General features: G+C 71.6%; 15 protein-coding genes. 4 read left to right on the plus strand and 11 right to left on the minus strand.

Translation table 11 applies throughout. The annotated features are described in order from the left end of the window. Positions 1 to 9: 9 nt before the first annotated feature. Positions 10 to 2118: a helix-turn-helix domain-containing protein gene (locus AB0M48_RS03145; protein WP_363835633.1), complete on the minus strand. Its 2109-nt coding sequence runs from the start codon at positions 2116 to 2118 to the stop codon at positions 10 to 12. Positions 2119 to 2206: 88 nt separating this feature from the next. Here AB0M48_RS03145 and AB0M48_RS03150 point away from each other — a divergent pair, with 88 nt between their 5' ends. Next, a complete protein-coding gene (locus tag AB0M48_RS03150; protein WP_363835634.1) occupies positions 2207 to 2806 on the plus strand; it encodes a DedA family protein in 600 nt (199 codons plus the stop codon). On the opposite strand, the gene AB0M48_RS03155 is transcribed toward AB0M48_RS03150, so the two are convergent. After that, positions 2769 to 3488: an SDR family oxidoreductase gene (locus AB0M48_RS03155; RefSeq protein ID WP_363835635.1), complete on the minus strand. Its 720-nt coding sequence runs from the start codon at positions 3486 to 3488 to the stop codon at positions 2769 to 2771. The genes AB0M48_RS03150 and AB0M48_RS03155 overlap by 38 nt on opposite strands. A gap of 271 nt (positions 3489 to 3759) precedes the next feature. Here AB0M48_RS03155 and AB0M48_RS03160 point away from each other — a divergent pair, with 271 nt between their 5' ends. After that, positions 3760 to 4602, plus strand: coding sequence for an alpha/beta hydrolase (locus AB0M48_RS03160; protein WP_363835636.1), 843 nt, complete (start codon positions 3760 to 3762; stop codon positions 4600 to 4602). On the opposite strand, the gene AB0M48_RS03165 is transcribed toward AB0M48_RS03160, so the two are convergent. The 4 genes from AB0M48_RS03165 to AB0M48_RS03180 are packed head-to-tail and all read right to left on the minus strand — an operon-like array spanning position 4577 to position 8567. Continuing rightward, positions 4577 to 5680, minus strand: a complete 1104-nt coding sequence (locus tag AB0M48_RS03165; RefSeq protein ID WP_363835637.1) for a macrolide family glycosyltransferase — start codon at positions 5678 to 5680, stop codon at positions 4577 to 4579. The two genes, AB0M48_RS03160 and AB0M48_RS03165, sit on opposite strands and share 26 nt — an antisense overlap. Before the next feature lie 32 nt (positions 5681 to 5712). Beyond that, positions 5713 to 6624: a Gfo/Idh/MocA family oxidoreductase gene (locus AB0M48_RS03170; protein ID WP_363835638.1), complete on the minus strand. Its 912-nt coding sequence runs from the start codon at positions 6622 to 6624 to the stop codon at positions 5713 to 5715. 4 nt (positions 6625 to 6628) lie between these two features. Beyond that, positions 6629 to 7696, minus strand: a complete 1068-nt coding sequence (locus tag AB0M48_RS03175; protein WP_363835639.1) for an ABC transporter permease — start codon at positions 7694 to 7696, stop codon at positions 6629 to 6631. Between the two features lies 1 nt (position 7697). Next, a complete protein-coding gene (locus tag AB0M48_RS03180) occupies positions 7698 to 8567 on the minus strand; it encodes an ATP-binding cassette domain-containing protein (protein WP_363835640.1) in 870 nt (289 codons plus the stop codon). Between the two features lie 89 nt (positions 8568 to 8656). Here AB0M48_RS03180 and AB0M48_RS03185 point away from each other — a divergent pair, with 89 nt between their 5' ends. Beyond that, entirely contained in the window at positions 8657 to 9130 is a 474-nt protein-coding gene (locus AB0M48_RS03185) for an NUDIX domain-containing protein (protein WP_363835641.1), read from the plus strand. Here the strand turns inward: AB0M48_RS03185 and fdhD are convergent. Genes fdhD through AB0M48_RS03200 form a run of 3 tightly spaced genes read right to left on the minus strand, consistent with a single transcriptional unit; the run spans position 9127 to position 11598 of the window. Continuing rightward, positions 9127 to 9927 carry a formate dehydrogenase accessory sulfurtransferase FdhD gene (gene fdhD / locus AB0M48_RS03190; RefSeq protein WP_363835642.1) on the minus strand — a complete coding sequence of 267 codons (801 nt, stop codon included), beginning with the start codon at positions 9925 to 9927 and terminating at the stop codon, positions 9127 to 9129. The two genes, AB0M48_RS03185 and fdhD, sit on opposite strands and share 4 nt — an antisense overlap. Then, entirely contained in the window at positions 9821 to 10297 is a 477-nt protein-coding gene (locus AB0M48_RS03195; protein ID WP_363835643.1) for a hypothetical protein, read from the minus strand. Before AB0M48_RS03195 ends, fdhD begins: the two co-directional genes overlap by 107 nt. A gap of 59 nt (positions 10298 to 10356) precedes the next feature. Beyond that, on the minus strand, positions 10357 to 11598 hold the full coding sequence (locus AB0M48_RS03200; protein ID WP_363835644.1) for an MFS transporter: 1242 nt from the start codon (positions 11596 to 11598) through the stop codon (positions 10357 to 10359). Between AB0M48_RS03200 and AB0M48_RS03205 the strand changes: the two genes are divergently transcribed. After that, positions 11597 to 12823: a molybdopterin molybdotransferase MoeA gene (locus AB0M48_RS03205; protein WP_363835645.1), complete on the plus strand. Its 1227-nt coding sequence runs from the start codon at positions 11597 to 11599 to the stop codon at positions 12821 to 12823. The genes AB0M48_RS03200 and AB0M48_RS03205 overlap by 2 nt on opposite strands. Here the strand turns inward: AB0M48_RS03205 and AB0M48_RS03210 are convergent. Both AB0M48_RS03210 and AB0M48_RS03215 read right to left on the minus strand, forming a co-directional pair. Beyond that, entirely contained in the window at positions 12801 to 13889 is a 1089-nt protein-coding gene (locus AB0M48_RS03210) for a winged helix DNA-binding domain-containing protein (protein ID WP_363835646.1), read from the minus strand. The two genes, AB0M48_RS03205 and AB0M48_RS03210, sit on opposite strands and share 23 nt — an antisense overlap. 34 nt (positions 13890 to 13923) lie before the next feature. Continuing rightward, positions 13924 to 15093: a 4-hydroxybenzoate 3-monooxygenase gene (locus AB0M48_RS03215; RefSeq protein ID WP_363835647.1), complete on the minus strand. Its 1170-nt coding sequence runs from the start codon at positions 15091 to 15093 to the stop codon at positions 13924 to 13926. Between the last annotated feature and the right edge of the window lie 20 nt (positions 15094 to 15113).

A 15113-nucleotide genomic window follows, 5' to 3' on the forward strand; every position in this document is an offset into this window, starting at 1 on the left:
TCCACCTGATCAGCGCAAACGCGCGAAATGATCCTGCAGGCGCGCGTGCCGGAACTGGTAGACCGCACCCGCCCGGCGCAGCACTCCACGCCGGTAGGCGTCGTCGAGGAACGCCGGCAACCCCCACGGCAGCTTCCCGGTCAGCGGCAGCCAGACGCGCGCGAACACCACCCACTGCCCCCACGCGGTCAGGCTCAGCACGTACGCCAGCCCGCCGCCGATCCCGCCGACGAGCCCGAGGGACAGGGCCGTCGTCGGGCTCCACACCACCTCGAACCGCAACACCGTCAGCCCGCTCGCGACGACCCCGGTGGCCCCGGCGACGAACACCGCGAACACCGGCACCATCATCGCGACGAGCCCGAGCACCGCACGGCGGTTCGCCGCCAGCAAGCCGTCGGGACTGCCCGCCGACCGCACGTCGAGCGGCGCCTCCAACGCGGCGGCGACGGCGAACACCATCGCCGCGCCGATCCCGAACACCAGCCCGAACACGCCGATGTCGACCAGCACCCCGGTTGTCATCTCGAAGCCAGGGGTGACCAGCCAGTACGCCATCGCGCGCACCAGCCCGTACGCGGCGCCGACCGCGCCGCCGAACGCCAGCCCGAGCAGTCCGCGCGCCCACACCCGCTTCCCGGCGCGGCCACGCAGCCGCAGCCGCGTCCGCACGGGTTCGATGGGCGTCCTGCTGACCACGTACCGGTGCGCCGCCCCGAACAGCACCCCGGTGACCAGCCCGATCATCACCGCGAACGCCACGCCCCTGGCGATCAGCGCACCTACCAGCACGGCTTCCAGCACCAGGTCCGCGAACCCGACCGCCACCCCGACGGTCAGCCCGGTGACCGCGGACGACGTGCCGAACCGCCACCACGCCAGGTCGTGCGTGCCGAGCCTGGTCAGGTGGTCGGCCAGGTGACCGAGCCAGGGCTGCACACGTTCGGCATCCACGCCGTAGACAGCCGGTATGAAGCTGCTGAGCAGGTGGCGTTCGATCTCGCCGGGCTCGTGGAAGGCCAGCAGCGCGACCGGGTCGTGGTCCGGGGTGTCGCTGTAGATCCTCCGCGCCAGCGCCACCATCAACGGCGTCGTCAACACCTCCGCCAGCGGCCCGCCGTTGCGCACCTCGTCCAGCACGGGCTTCCAGGCGTTGCCGCCCGGCCCGGTCTTGCGGGTGGTGCGCGGCAGGTAGTCCGCCAGGTCGTCGCACGTCAGGTCGGCCAGCACGACCGTGGCGGCCGACGTCAGCACGTCCGTGCCCTCGACCGCGTCGCGGTACTCGTCCACCCGGCTGGTCAGCAGCAACGGCAGAGTGGTGGTGTTCAGCGCGTTGAGCGCCGGCCGGTGCAGTCCGGCGGCGATCTCGTCGAAGCCGTCCAGCACGGGCAGCACCCGCTGCGCGTCGACCAGCGCCGCCGCCAGCGTGCCGCCGCCGGGTCCCGGCGCCGCGAGGAACGGGTGGTCGCGCGTCAGCTGGTCGGCGAGCCAGTCGCGGAGCCCCGAGCGTCCGGGATGCCACGCCCCGAGGTGGAAGATCACCGGCACGGGGTCCGCGGGGTTGCGCGCACCGAGCAGGTCCAGCACGAACCGCGTGGTCAGCACCGTCTTGCCGGACCCGGCCCGTCCCAGCACGACCAGCCGCCGCGACCCGACCCCGCGGTAGACCTCGACGACCTGGTCCAGCCGTCCGCCCAGCGCCGCGTCACCGCCGATGTTGAGCCGGCTGTCCATCCAGGTCGCGGGCGCCTCGTCCCACCGCACCGGCAACGGCACCGGGTCGTGGACCTGCCGCTGCTCCTCCTCACGCCGCCACCGGGCCTCGATCGCGACCTTCAGCGTCTCGGCGGCCTCGTGCAGGGGGTCGAACCGGACCGGCTCCACGACCAGCGGTTCGTCACGCCCGGCAGCGGAGAACAGCTCGGCCCGTTCAGCGCCGGTGAGCTCCAGAGCGTCCGCCAACGCGCGCACGGTCCCCATGCGGGGATCGGTCCGTTCGCCGGTCTCCAGCCCACGCACCGTGCGAATGCCCACGGCAGCGCGCTGGGCGAGCGCTTCCTGGCTCAATCCCGCCCGCTGCCGCCATTGACGCAGCAGTAAGCCGAACTGGCTCGCCACAACCGCCCCCTCGTCCAGATGATCAGCAGAGTACCGAGACGGCCGTGTCTCGTGGCCGATCCCATCCGGTTGGAGGAAGATCACGGACGTGCTGACCGAGTGGCTCCACGTCGTTCCACCGCTGCTGGTCTACGTCGTCGTGGGCGTGGTGGTCGGGGTCGAGAGCATGGGCATCCCGTTGCCGGGCGAGGTCGTGCTCGTCGCGGCGGCGCTCATGGCCTCGCACCACGACGGCGTCTCACCGCTCTGGGTCGGCGTCGCCGCGTCCGCCGGCGCGATCCTCGGCGACAGCGCCGGGTACGCGCTGGGCAAGCGGTTCGGGCCGCGGATCTTCGGCTGGGCGGGCGAGAAGTTCCCCCGCCACTTCAGCCAGGACAGGATCGGCCGCGCCCAGGCGCTGTTCGAACGGTACGGCGCCTGGGCGGTCTTCTTCGGCCGGTTCGTGGCGTTGCTGCGGATCCTGTCCGGGCCGCTCGCCGCCACGATGGGCATGCACTACGGGAAGTTCCTGCTGGCCAACGCCGCCGGCGGCATCCTGTGGGCCGGCGGCACGACAGCCGCGGTCTACCTCGTGGGTGAGGCCGCCGAGCACTACCTCGCAGAGTTCTCCTGGATCGCGCTCGTGGTCGTGCTGCTCGCGGTCATCGCGTTCAGCGTCCGAGCCCGGCTCCGCCGTTCACCCCGATGACCTGGGCGGTGACGTGCCCGGCCTCCGGCGAGGTCAGGAACGCGATCACCGCGGCGACGTCCGCCGGGGTGCCCGCGCGGCCGTTCGCGGGGTTGCCGACGAGCTTCTTGCGCCGCTCCTCGCTCAGGGTGCCGCCGAAGAACTCGGTGTCCTCGACGACCCCCGGCGACACCACGTTGACCGTGATCCCACGCGCCCCCAGGGCGAACGCGAGGTCCGCCGTCCACGCCTCGACCGCGGACTTGGCCGCGCCGTAGGCACCCGACCCCCGCCTGCCCGCGATCGAGCCGAGGGTCACCACCCGTGCGTTGTCCGCGAGCCGCGGTTCCAGCGCGGTCGTCACCAGGACGGCGCTGATCACGTTGGACTCGTAGTTGGCGAGCCACAGGTTCCGCACGTCGGTCAGGTTCCGCGGCGCGGGCAGGCGGCGGGTCATGTTGCCGCCCGCGTTGTTGACGAGAACGTCCACAGAGGACGGCAGGTCGCTCAGCGCCGCCTCCACCGACTCCGGGTCGGCCGCGTCGAACACCACCGCCCGTGCGCCGATCTCCTCGGCCGCCGCCTTGAGCACGTCCTCCCTGCGTCCCGTGATCACTACGTCCAGGCCCTGCTCGACGAGGCGGGCCGCCACTGCCCTGCCGATGCCCGTGCCGCCGCCGGTCACCACTGCTGTTCGCGTCATGCGGACCTTGATAGCAGCGGAATACATGCAGGTCGATCGGCCTGTTAGCCCATCGGGGTTCACGTCTGTGACTAGGCCCTGTCCTGCGGGTCCGTTCGATGAGAGTCACGGTCGAGAGTCCCGGAGGCGGTTCCGCCGCAATGCCCTCATACCGGGCGTATTCGGGCGTTGCGGCGGTGCCGTGTCCGGGGCCCTCGGCCGCGACTATCGCGGACGGGCCCGCAGGACAGGGCCTAGGCTGATCAGACCCGACTCCACTGGGGAGAACAGCATGGAAACTCACGTTCTGGAAACCGACAGAGCCGCCATCACCTACGACGTGAGCGGCTCCGGCGGCCGTCCGTTGATGATGATCGGCCAGCCGATGGACGCCAGCGGGTTCGTCGCGTTGCGCGCGCAGTTCCCCGACCGCACGGTGATCACCTACGACCCGCGCGGCATCGGCCGCAGCACCCGGTCGGACGGTCGGACCGACAACACCCCCGAGATCCAGGCCGCGGACGTCCACGCGGTGATCGAGGCCGTCGGCGGCCCGGTCGACCTGTTCGCGTCGAGCGGGGGCGCGGTCACGGCTCTCGAGCTCGTCGCCGCGTACCCGGACGACGTCGTCACGCTCGTCGCGCACGAGCCGCCGATCATCGACGTGCTGCCCGACGCGGTCGCCGCTCGCCGGGCGCGCGACGGGTTCATGAACGCCTACCAGGCCAAGGGCCAGGGTGCCGGCATGGCGGCGTTCATCCAGATGAGCTCGTGGCAGGGCGAGTACACCGACGAGTACTTCGCGCTGCCCCTGCCGGATCCCGCGCAGTTCGGGATGCCGGCCGAGGACGACGGCAAGCGCGACGACCCGTTGCTGGGGACCTCCTCGCTCGCCATCACCGACTACTTCCCGCGGGTGGAGGCGCTGGCCGCCGCGTCCACGCGCGTCGTGATCGCCGTCGGCGAGGAGACCGGTGACGCGTTCACCGCGCGCACAGCCGTCCACACGGCACGCCTGCTCGGCCAGGAGGCCGTGGTGTTCCCCAGCCACCACGGCGGTTTCATCGGCGGCGAGTTCGGCTACGCGGGCAAGCCCGAGGAGTTCGCCGTCAAGCTCCGTGAAGTGCTCGGCTGAGGATGACGTCGGCCGCTCGCTGAGCGCCACCGGCGTCGGCGATGGCGGCACGCATCCGGTCGAGGTTGCGCCGGATCGTGCCGTCCGCCGCGACCCGGTCGACGGCCGCGCGCAGGTCCGCGTGGTCGTCGACCCGTTCACCCAGCCCGAGTTCTGCGACGCGGCCGGCGTTCCCGGCCTGTTCCGGGGTCTGCGGCACGACCACCAGGGGCACGCCCGCGTGCAGCGCCTCCATGACGGAGTTCATGCCGCCGTGGCTGATGAACGCGGCCGCGTGCCTGAGCACCGCGGGCTGCGGGAACCACGGCCGCACCTCGACGGTGTCCGTTCCGTTCACGTCGCGGGCCGTCATCGCCACCTGCCACCGGCCATCCGCGAACTGGTCGAGACACGCCTGGTAGAAGGCCTTGTCGCTCATGACCGAGCCGAGCGAGACGTAGAGCAGCGGCAGGTCCGCACGGCGGGGCGCCCACTCCTCGTCGAGCCTGCGGCCCAGCACGGGGCCGACGAAGTGGAACGACGCGTCGAAGGTCTCCCCGAACGGCTGGTACTCCCGCGGCAGGAACACCACGCTGCAGGCTTCCGGTGCCTCGACGGTGCTCCACGGGTCGAGCTCGACACCGTGTTCGGCGGCGAACCGCGCGGTGTCGTCGGCGAGGTACCGGTCCAGGTCGACGTCCATGACCTCGTGGTGCTCGTTGGACGCGACGTGCGGCAAGGTGCGCACCGCGGGAACACCGAGCCGGCGCGCGACGAGACGTGCGGGCCAGTTGGTCGCGTCGTAGCAGATCAGGTCGGGCGTGGTGGTCCGGCAGTGGTCGAGCAGGACCGGGTAGGTCGCGGCCATCGCCCTGAAGTAGTGCGGAAACCACTCGTCGATCGGGTTGCCGGTGACGGGCCGGAAGGCGGGCAGCGCGGGGAGTTCCACCCACCGCGCGCCCGCTCCGATCACCGCCCCGGCGTGCTCGGCACCGGTCGCGTACTCGACCTCGGCGCCGCGTCCGGCCAGTTCCTCGACGACCGCGAGGGTCGGCGTGACGTGGCCATGTCCTGCGAGCGTGACGAACAGGATCCCCATTGCTCCGATCCTGCCGGACGCGCGCAAGCGGATTACCGCAGGAAGGCCTCGACCACCTCGGCCACCCGCTGCCCGCTGGCGAAGTCCGCCAGGTCACGCGGGTGCTCGCCCCGCACAGCCTGGACGAACAGCGTGAGCCGCGAGCAGTCGGAGCCGGTCTGCTCCAGCGGCACCGGTTCCCACGCACCACCGTCCGAAGTGGACAGCAGCGCCCACTGGTCGAGGCGCAGCGATCGTTCGGTGCCCCAGGCGGTCCACTCGTAGACCTCGGGCCCGGCCAGGCCGGAGAACGCCGACACGTGCACCGGCACGCCACTGCCCCGCAGCACACCGCGGGCGGCCACCTCGGCCGCGCCGGGCTCGGGGAAGTCCGACGACACCGACTCGACCGCGAGCGGCCCGAGCATCCGGTCGGTCAGGTAGACGAAGTGCGACAACACCTCGCGGACGAACCCGCCCTGCTCGGAACGCGACAGCCAGGCCGCCTCCGCCTGGAACGCCCTGGGCCAGCGCGGGAACTGCAGCCGGATCTCGACGCCCCGCAGCGCGCCCAGCTCGGGCAGCCGCCGTTCGATCTCGACCGTCGCGACCATGTCCGACAGCGCGAAGTTGACCGCGTTCGGGCGGCCCTCCGCGGCTTCGGCCATCGCGCGGGCCTCGTCCAGGTCGACGGCCAGCGGCTTCTCGCAGAACACCGCCTTGCCCGCCTCGAAGGCCTTCAGCACGAGCTCGGCGTGCGAGGCGGGTGGCGTCGAGACGTACACGGCGTCCACATCGGACAGCACGTCGTCAAGCCGCGTGACGACCGGGATGTCGAGCGCGCGGGGTACGACGTCGACGCCGGCGACCACGGTGAAGCCGGGATGCTGCCGCGCCGCCGTCAGCATCCGGGTGCCCATGGCTCCCAGGCCGACGACGGCGAGGCGAATCGGATCAGCGATCATCGCCCTATTCTGCAGGTGCCCAGGCCTTGGACAGCTTCACCCGTGCTCCGGTCTGCAGCAGCGAGTTGGTGTAGAGCCTGGACGCGACCAGCAGGATCACCGTCACGGTCGCCGCGAGGATGCCGAGTGACAGGATCGCCTCCCACGGCTTCGCCTGTTCGGCGAACAACCGCACCGGCATCGCGACGCCGGCCGTGAAGGGCACGAACGACATCCACTTCAGCACCACGGGGTTCTCGAAGAAGAACTGCACGCCGAAGTACGGCCCCATCACCGCGATCATGACCAGGCCCATGGTCGAGCCGAGGTCCTCCTGGCGGCTGACCAGCGCGCCCGCGACCGCCCACATGGACGAGATCAGCACGAACCCGAGCATCAGGAACGGGATGAACCAGCCCAGCGCGGGTGCCACCACCCCCAGCAGTTCGCCGAGTCCCGCGACCCGCAGTGCTATCGGTGCCGTGAGCGCCAGCACCACGACCTGACCCAGGGTGAGGATCGTGTGCCCGAGGATCTTGCCCGCGAGCAGCGCCCGCACCGGCACCGTCGACACGAGGATCTCGACGATCCGCGTCTGCTTCTCGGTCACGGTGCTCTGCGCGATCGCCGCGCCGCCCATGCCGAACATCAGGAACACCAGCCCGAACACGAGAACCGTGACGAACCGCTGGCCGGAGTTCACCGCCGAGGCGTCCAGCAGCTCCACCGGGGGCGACTGGACGAGCTGGCTGACCACGTCGCTCGGCGCGTCGTTGAGCGCGAGGACCTTGATCCCGGCGCCGTCCGGCACGATCGCGGCCTCGACGTCGTCGGCCCTGACCAGGTCGGCTGCCTCCTGGACGCTGCCGACCTCCCGCACGTCGAGTTCCTTGCCCTGCACCACCTGCACGGCCGAGCCGACCGCGGCGACCTTGGGGTCGTCGCCCCCGAACACCGTCGGCAGCACGGTGAGCGCGAACAACCCGACGATCGTGAAGGCGAAACCGATCCAGAAGCCCTTGGTGGTGACCAAGGTCTTCATCTCACGTTCGGCGACGAGCCACGTCGCCTGGCTGAAGGAGGCCCGAGCCATGTCAGATCACTTCCTTGAAGATCTCGTCCAGCGTGGGCACGACGGGCGTGAACGAGCGGACCTCGCCGCGGTCGAGCGCCGCCCTGAGCACCTGCTGGGGTTCCGCCTCGAACACCGCACGCGGCCCGTCGAGCTCCAGGATCGTCACGCCGGGCACGTCGCGGACCCAGCCCGCGTCCTGCTCGACGACGATCTCGTAGCGGCTGCCCGCGTGCCGGGCGCGCAGCTCCTCGCGTGACCCGTTGGCCACGACCCGTCCCTTGGAGATGATCACGACGTCGTCGCAGAGCCGTTCCACGATCGCCAGCTGGTGGCTCGAGAACAACACCGGGACGCCGGCGGCGGCCCGCTTGCGCAGCACGTCCAGCACGGTCTCGACGGCGATCGGGTCGAGCCCGGAGAACGGCTCGTCCAGGATCAGCACGGCCGGCTCGTGCACCAGCGCGGCCGCGATCTGCACGCGCTGCTGGTTGCCGAGCGACAACTCCTCGAGCCGGTCCCCGGCCCGTTTGGTCAGCTCCAGGTCCTCGAGCAGCGCGTCGGTGTTGCGCTGCGCGGTCTCCCGGTCGACGCCGTGCAACCGCGCCAGCCACGTGATCTGGTCGCGCACCTTCATCTTGGGGTAGAGCCCGCGTTCCTCCGGCATGTAACCGAAGTCCGGCCGCGTCTGCGGCGTGACCTCCTGCCCCTGCCAGCTCACCGTTCCCCCGTGCGCGGCGAGCACCCCCAGCACGATCCGCATCGTGGTCGTCTTGCCCGACCCGTTGGCGCCCAGGAAGCCCGTCATCCGGCCGGGCCGGACGTCGAAGCTCACCTCGTCGAGCACCTTGTGATCGCCGAAGCTCCGGCTGATCCCCCTGACAGTCAACATGGGAGGAACGATAGGTCGCCGCGTCGAAGATCGAGTCCGCCGTGCGGCATCATCCTCGCGGAGGACTCCTTACGGGCTAACGTGCCCGCATGACGACCTTCCGGCTGGCCGCCTACGCCGTGAGCATCGAGAACCACCGCGTGCTGCTCGTTCGTTGTGCGTCAGCGTTCGACGAGGGCCACTGGTCGCTGCCCGGTGGTGCGGTGGAGCACGGCGAGGATCCGTTCGACGCCGTGGTCCGGGAGGTCGCCGAGGAGACCGGGTGCGACGGCGAGGTCGAACGCCTGCTCGGCGTGGACTCCCGGTTCATCCCCGCGGCCGAACGCCACCTGCCGGAGAAGGGGCCGCACCAGAACGTCGGCGTCTTCTACCGCGTCCGGATCACCGGCGAACCGCGGCCGGAGCCCAACGGGGCGACCTTCGATCCTGTGTGGACACCGCTGGCCGACGTCGCCGGTCTGCGCCGGTCGTCGCTGGTCGACGTCGGTCTTGCCCTCGCCCTGGAAATGCCGCCGACCGGGCACGTCGCCGCGGTCCCGGTCGGCGGCCTGGTCCTGCACTAACGAGCGCCGGCGGTGACCCCGAGCCGGTGTCCGCCGGTGTAGACGTTCATCGACGTCCCGCGAAGGAACCCGACCAGCGTCACACCCATCTCCTCCGCCAGGTCGGCGGCGAGCGACGACGGTGCGGACACGGCGGTGAGCACGGGAATCCCGGCCATGACCGCCTTCTGCACCAGTTCGAACGACGCCCGCCCGCTCACCATCAGCACGGTGCTCGTCAGCGGCAGTCTGCCGGTGCGCGTCGCCCAGCCGACGACCTTGTCGACCGCGTTGTGCCGGCCGACGTCCTCGCGCAGGCACAGGAGGGTGCCCCGGGCGTCGAACAGCCCGGCCGCGTGCAGGCCGCCGGTGCGGTCGAAGACCCGTTGCGCGGCACGGAGTTTCGTCGGGAACTCGGTGATCGTCCTCGGGTCGAGGCGGATCGGGTCGTACGCCACCTGCCAGGTCGCCACGGTGCGCACGGCGTCGAGGCTGGCCTTGCCGCACAGGCCGCAGGACGAGGTGGTGTAGAAGTTGCGTTCGATCGAGGGGTCGGGTGGCGCGACGCCCTCCGCCAGGCCGACGTCGAGCACGTTGTAGGTGTTGCCTCCGTCGGCCGTGGCGCCCGCGCAGTAGCGGATCGACACGATGTCGGACGGTGCGCGCACCACGCCCTCGCTGACCAGGAAGCCCGCGGCCAGGTCGAAGTCGTCACCCGGCGTGCGCATGGTCACGGCGAGGGACCTGCCCCGCACGCGGATCTCCAGCGGTTCCTCGACCGCCAGCGTGTCCGGTCGCACGGTGGCCGCGTCGTCCACCAACCGCACCACGCGCCGCCTGCTCGTCACTCGTCCCACGCGTTGCCTCCCTGCAGATCGCGACGCACTCGTCGAGCAGCCGCCGCAACACCTCGTCCCCGGACATCGCCCTGACGGCCCTGCTCACGACCCAGTCGCGCGGCCACCACTTCGGCGCGACGATCCCTGCCCTGCGAGCGCAGTGCGCGATCAGGCGTTCGGCGGGCGCCTTCTCCGTGCCGATCACCCTGACCGCGAACGGCAGCAGCCTTCTCCGCCCGTCCTCTGTGGACTGGTCGTTGACGCACCGCGCCACGCACGCCAGCACCGGGTGCACGCAGGCGGGCCGGTCCGACCACACCTCGCCCGCGAGCACGGACGTCAGCTCCATCAGGCAACAGCCGTCCGCCGGCGTCCGGTGCCAGCCTTTCGTGAGCCGCGGCACGCGGCTCACAGGCGCGGCCTTCCCGGTTGCGACAGGTGCGCGGTGAGCACCGCGCCCGCCAGCCCGAGCACACCCGCCGCGACGAACGCGAACGCGGGCCCCTGCGAGGCGAGGACAACGGCGGCCAGCAACGCGCCCGCGGCCTTGGCGGTGTAGAGGACGCCGAAGTTCCGCGCGCCGTTCGTCTCGCCGAAGTACTCCCTCGTCACGCCGACCAGCAGCGAGTAGCAGCACCCGGTGCCGAGGCCCGCGAGCGTGGCGCCGATGAGCAGCCCCGCGACGTTCTGGGAGTACAGCAACACGAACTGCGCCAGCCCGCCCGTCGCCAGCGTCCAGACCAGCGCCTTCCTGCGCCCGGCCCGGTCCGAGATCCAGCCGACCAGCACGCGCCCGGTGCCCGTCGCCGCCGCCAGCGTGGCCAGCGCGACACCACCGAGCACCTTGTCGCCGACGAACAACGGCAGGTACACCAGGTCGTAGAGGGACACCGCCGCCGCGAACGCGACACCGCCGTACAGCCACCAGAACGTGCCGCACCGCATGGCCTCGTGCGTCCGGAACTCCTTGAGCGCGGACCGGTTCGGCACGCGCGCCCGATCGAGCGCCCACTCGCGGGGCGGGATGTGCGGCGGCCACCAGTGCTCGGGCGGGTCCTTCATCACCGCGCCCGCCGCGGCCACGACGACGGCGATCACGATCCCGGCCTGCGGGAGGAACCCGTCGCCGAAGAACAGCCCGGCGGCCAGCACGAATGGCACCGACCCGTACGCGAAAGCCCCGCTGACGAACGCGACCTTCCGCGTGACGCGCTCCGGGTACCACCGCACGACCACACCGAGGCACGTCGCGTAGACCAGCCCCGCGCCGATGCCGCCGAGGATCGCGTAGCCGACCAGCTGGCCCTGCCCCAGCGTCAGCAGCCCGGCACCGCACAGGACCGCCCCGATCCACATGGCACCGGTGGACGAGAGTCTCTTCCGCTCTCTCAACCAGGCCGCCGGAAACGCCGTGCCCGCCTGGCACACGGTCCACAACGCCAGTGCCCAGAACAACTCCGGCACACTCCACCGGTCCTGCAACTGAGGGATCAGCGCCCCGAACCCGTACTGCCCGATGCCGGCCGCGAGCATCGCCGCCCAAGCGGCCCACAGCACCGTGCGACGCGAACGCCCCGACGCCTCGACGTCGGTCTCCCCCACCCGGTAGAGCCTGCCGGCGTGATCACGGACGTAAGTCGCGACTGGCATGCCCTTCACCCCGTCCCGAGGATTGCATACAGTATTCGGTAGGCTATACCACGGGAGCGACGATGAACATGCCCTGGACGCTCGCCCGCCAGACGGCACGCGACGCCGCGAAGCGCTGGACGCGACCGAACTCGCCCTACCCGACGCCCAAGGCCTGGCGCTCGCCGCGGGCGTGCGGGCCCTCACCGGCCAGCCGGCCTGCGACACCTCCGCCATGGACGGCTACGCGGTGACGGGCCCCGGCCCGTGGCGGATCGCCGGCCGGGTGGCGGCCGGAGACCCGGTGCCCGAGCTGGTGCTGCGGTCAGGCGAGGCGTTCGGGGTGGCCACGGGTGCGCCGGTGCCGGACGGCTCGGACTTCGTGGTTCCGGTGGAGCTCTGCTCTGCCGACGGCACAGTGCTCCGGGAGGCGTTCCTCGCCGAACACCGCCCTGCCACGCCGGGCAGACACATCCGCCGCCGAGGTGAGGACTGGCCGGCCGGTGCGGAACTCATGCCCGCCGGCTCCCTCGTCACCCCTGCCGTTCTGGGCCTCGCGGCCGGAGCGGGCCACGACACCCTTCTGGCGCACCGCCGTCCGAGGGTCGCCGTGATCGTCACCGGCGACGAGCTCCTCCACACCGGCCTCCCCCGCCCAGGACGGGTCCGCGATGCCATCGGCCCGATGCTCCCCGGACTGCTCACCAGGGCCGATCTCCTCGGCACCACCCACCTGCGCGACGACCCGTCCGCGCTGACCGACGCCCTCGCGCCCGGCCGGGCCGACGTCCTCGTCACGTGCGGCGCCAGCTCGGTCGGCCCCGCCGACCACCTGCGCGGGGTCCTGCGCAGCCTCGACGCCGAGGTCCTGGTCAGCGGCGTCTCCTGCCGTCCGGGCCACCCGATGCTGCTCGCCGTCCTGCCCGACGGCCGCTGCGTCGTGGGCCTGCCGGGCAACCCCTTCGCCGCCCTGGCCGCGGTCCTGACCCTGCTCCGCCCGCTGCTCGACGCCCTCGGCGGCCACGCCGCCCGCCCGCCGGTCACGGCCTGGCTTCCCGACGTCGGCGCTCACCGCACGGACACCCGCCTGGTCCCGGTCACCCGGTCCGGCGGTCTGCTCGTGCCCGCCGGCCACGACCGTCCCGGCTCGTTGTGGGGCGCCGCGCTCGCCGACGCGCTCGCGGTCGTCCCGCCCGGTCACCGGGGTGGCGAGGTGGAGGTGCTCACTTGCGGGAGCGCCAGCTGACCTTCGACGAACCCGTCTCCGGCGCGTCCTTCACGACCGTCCGCACCGGCAGCCCGAGGAAGTCGCCGAACCGCGCGACGTGCTCGGCGAGCCGGTCGACGTCGAAGCCCGGCAGCGGACGCAGCTCCACGTCCACCGAGGTCTTCTTCATGACCCGCCGCCACAGTCCCGCGATCTGGCCGTCCTCGATGATCGTCGCGTGGAACATGCCGTTGTAGGTGGAGATCGGGATCTCGTCGTACCGGGTGAAGAACGCGCTCCGGTCCTTGTAGCCGATCAGCAGCTCGTCGTAGGCGGGCAGCACGAACGCGCCCGAGCCCGGCGTGAGGTCCGGCGGCAGCCAGTACTCCTTGCCGTCGAACTCCTCGCGCACCAACGAGTGCTTCACCGCCTCCAGGCCGCGGGAGGCCTCGCGCACGCCGATGCCGCACCAGTTCGCGAAGTCCGCGAGGGTCGCCGGGCCGTGGCTGCCGAAGAACCGCGACGCCAGCACGGCCATCGCCTCGTCACCTTCCAGCGCGCGCTGCTTCGGCGCCCATTCGTCCAGCAGCACGAACGTCTGCTCCTTGCCGCGCGGCGGGCCGGGCACCACCAGGCCCTCCTGGGCGAGGTGGATGAACGTGAAGTAGCTCTGCTGCCGGTCGTCCGGGATGCCGACGCCCGCCATGAGGTCGATCATCTCGCGCCGGGTGAGGCAACCACCGCCGGTGAGGGCCTCCACGAACGTCTTGCGCGCCAGCGACATCAGCTCGGGCGTCATGTGGTGGTACTGCCACGCCTTGGGCGTCAGCCGGGCGAGGTCGCGGGCGCCGAACAGCCCGAGCATCCACCGGACGTCCTCGGCCGGGACGTAGTGGATCGTGCCGCGCATCAGCCACGTGCGCACGACGCGTCCGGTCCGCAGCGCCTCCTCGACGTCGGCGATGCGGGCCGCGGCGGTGCGCAGCCCGATCGCCCACAGCGACTGGCCGTAGTCCTGGCCCTGCATCGCTCCGAGCGAGCGGACGACGTCCTCCGCCGACCGGAGCCTCCCGATGTTGCCGAGGCGCAGTGCCGCGATGTCCATCGGGACAGTCTCGGCGACCGCGCTCCAGCCCCGCTCAAGCGGGCCAGCAGCCCGTGTACCCCTCGGCCAGGTACCTCGACCCGGCCTCCGAGCCGACGACCGAGGCCAGCTCACCGAGTTGCCTGCGCACATCGAAGTCCGTCGCGGCGGGCAGGGCGTGCAGCATCGTGGTCATCCAGTAGGAGAAGTGCTGCGCCTTCCACACCCGCTCCAGTGCGCGCGGGCCGTACTCGTCCAGCGCGTCCGGGTCGTTCTTGAGCAGCGCGCGTTCGATCACCTCGCTGAGCACGCTCACGTCGGCCAGCGCCAGGTTCAGGCCCTTGGCGCCGGTCGGCGGCACGGTGTGGGCGGCGTCGCCCGCGAGCAGCAGGTTCCCGTGGCGCATGGGTTCCGCGACGAACGACCGGAAGCGCAACACCGTCTTCTCGGTGATCGGTCCTTCGTTGAGCGTGAACCCGTCCGGGCCGGCGACGCGCGCCTGCAGCTCCTCCCAGATGCGGTCGTCGGACCACGCCGCGGCGTCGGTCTCCGGGTCGCACTGGAAGTACATGCGCTGGTGGGTCTCGGTGCGCTGGCTGATCAGCGCGAACCCGCGCGGCGAGTGCGCGTAGACCAGTTCGGGGGCGCTGCGCGGTGCCTCGGTGATGATGCCGAACCAGGCGAACGGGTACTCGCGGGAACTGTGCCTGCGCAACGCTTCCGGCACCTCGGCGCGGCAGATCGAGCGGGAGCCGTCCGCGCCGACGAGCAGGTCGCAGCGCACCTCCTGCGGTACGCCATCGCTGTCGGTGAACCGGATCGCGGGCCCGGTGATGTCGACCGCCGTGTCGCTGACGCCGAACCGCACGTCGCCGCCGTCGCGTTCGCGCGCGTTCGCGAGGTCCACGAACACGTCGGTCTGCGGGTAGAGCCAGACCGATTCTCCCACCAGGGCGCGGAAGTCGACGCGGTGGCTCTCGCCGCCGAACCGCAGGTCGATGCCCTCGTGCGGATGTCCTTCGCGCAGCACCCGGTCCGACACCCCGGTGCCGGCCAGCAGGCGCGCGCTGTCGGCTTCCAGGATGCCGGCGCGAACCGTGTTCTCGATCTCGGAGCGCGTCCTGTTGTCGATCACGACGCTGTCGATGCCGTTGAGGGACAACAGGTGCGAGAGCATCAGCCCCGCCGGTCCCGCACCGACGATGCCGACCTGGGTGCGCGTCATCAAGACTCCTTCGTGAGCGG

Origin of the sequence: Lentzea sp. NPDC051208, assembly GCF_040682435.1 — a bacterium.
Taxonomy (GTDB): domain Bacteria; phylum Actinomycetota; class Actinomycetes; order Mycobacteriales; family Pseudonocardiaceae; genus Lentzea; species Lentzea kristufekii.

What these genes read in the sequence shown, in the direction of transcription:
- AB0M48_RS03155 (WP_363835635.1), bottom strand. Translation starts at nt 3,488, where the DNA reads ATGACGCGAACAGCAGTGGTGACCGGCGGCGGCACGGGCATCGGCAGG.
- AB0M48_RS03160 (WP_363835636.1), top strand. Translation starts at nt 3,760, where the DNA reads ATGGAAACTCACGTTCTGGAAACCGACAGAGCCGCCATCACCTACGAC.
- AB0M48_RS03165 (WP_363835637.1), bottom strand. Translation starts at nt 5,680, where the DNA reads ATGGGGATCCTGTTCGTCACGCTCGCAGGACATGGCCACGTCACGCCG.
- AB0M48_RS03170 (WP_363835638.1), bottom strand. Translation starts at nt 6,624, where the DNA reads ATGATCGCTGATCCGATTCGCCTCGCCGTCGTCGGCCTGGGAGCCATG.
- AB0M48_RS03175 (WP_363835639.1), bottom strand. Translation starts at nt 7,696, where the DNA reads ATGGCTCGGGCCTCCTTCAGCCAGGCGACGTGGCTCGTCGCCGAACGT.
- AB0M48_RS03180 (WP_363835640.1), bottom strand. Translation starts at nt 8,567, where the DNA reads ATGTTGACTGTCAGGGGGATCAGCCGGAGCTTCGGCGATCACAAGGTG.
- AB0M48_RS03185 (WP_363835641.1), top strand. Translation starts at nt 8,657, where the DNA reads ATGACGACCTTCCGGCTGGCCGCCTACGCCGTGAGCATCGAGAACCAC.
- AB0M48_RS03195 (WP_363835643.1), bottom strand. Translation starts at nt 10,297, where the DNA reads ATGGAGCTGACGTCCGTGCTCGCGGGCGAGGTGTGGTCGGACCGGCCC.
- AB0M48_RS03205 (WP_363835645.1), top strand. Translation starts at nt 11,597, where the DNA reads ATGCCCTTCACCCCGTCCCGAGGATTGCATACAGTATTCGGTAGGCTA.
- AB0M48_RS03200 (WP_363835644.1), bottom strand. Translation starts at nt 11,598, where the DNA reads ATGCCAGTCGCGACTTACGTCCGTGATCACGCCGGCAGGCTCTACCGG.
- AB0M48_RS03210 (WP_363835646.1), bottom strand. Translation starts at nt 13,889, where the DNA reads ATGGACATCGCGGCACTGCGCCTCGGCAACATCGGGAGGCTCCGGTCG.
- AB0M48_RS03215 (WP_363835647.1), bottom strand. Translation starts at nt 15,093, where the DNA reads ATGACGCGCACCCAGGTCGGCATCGTCGGTGCGGGACCGGCGGGGCTG.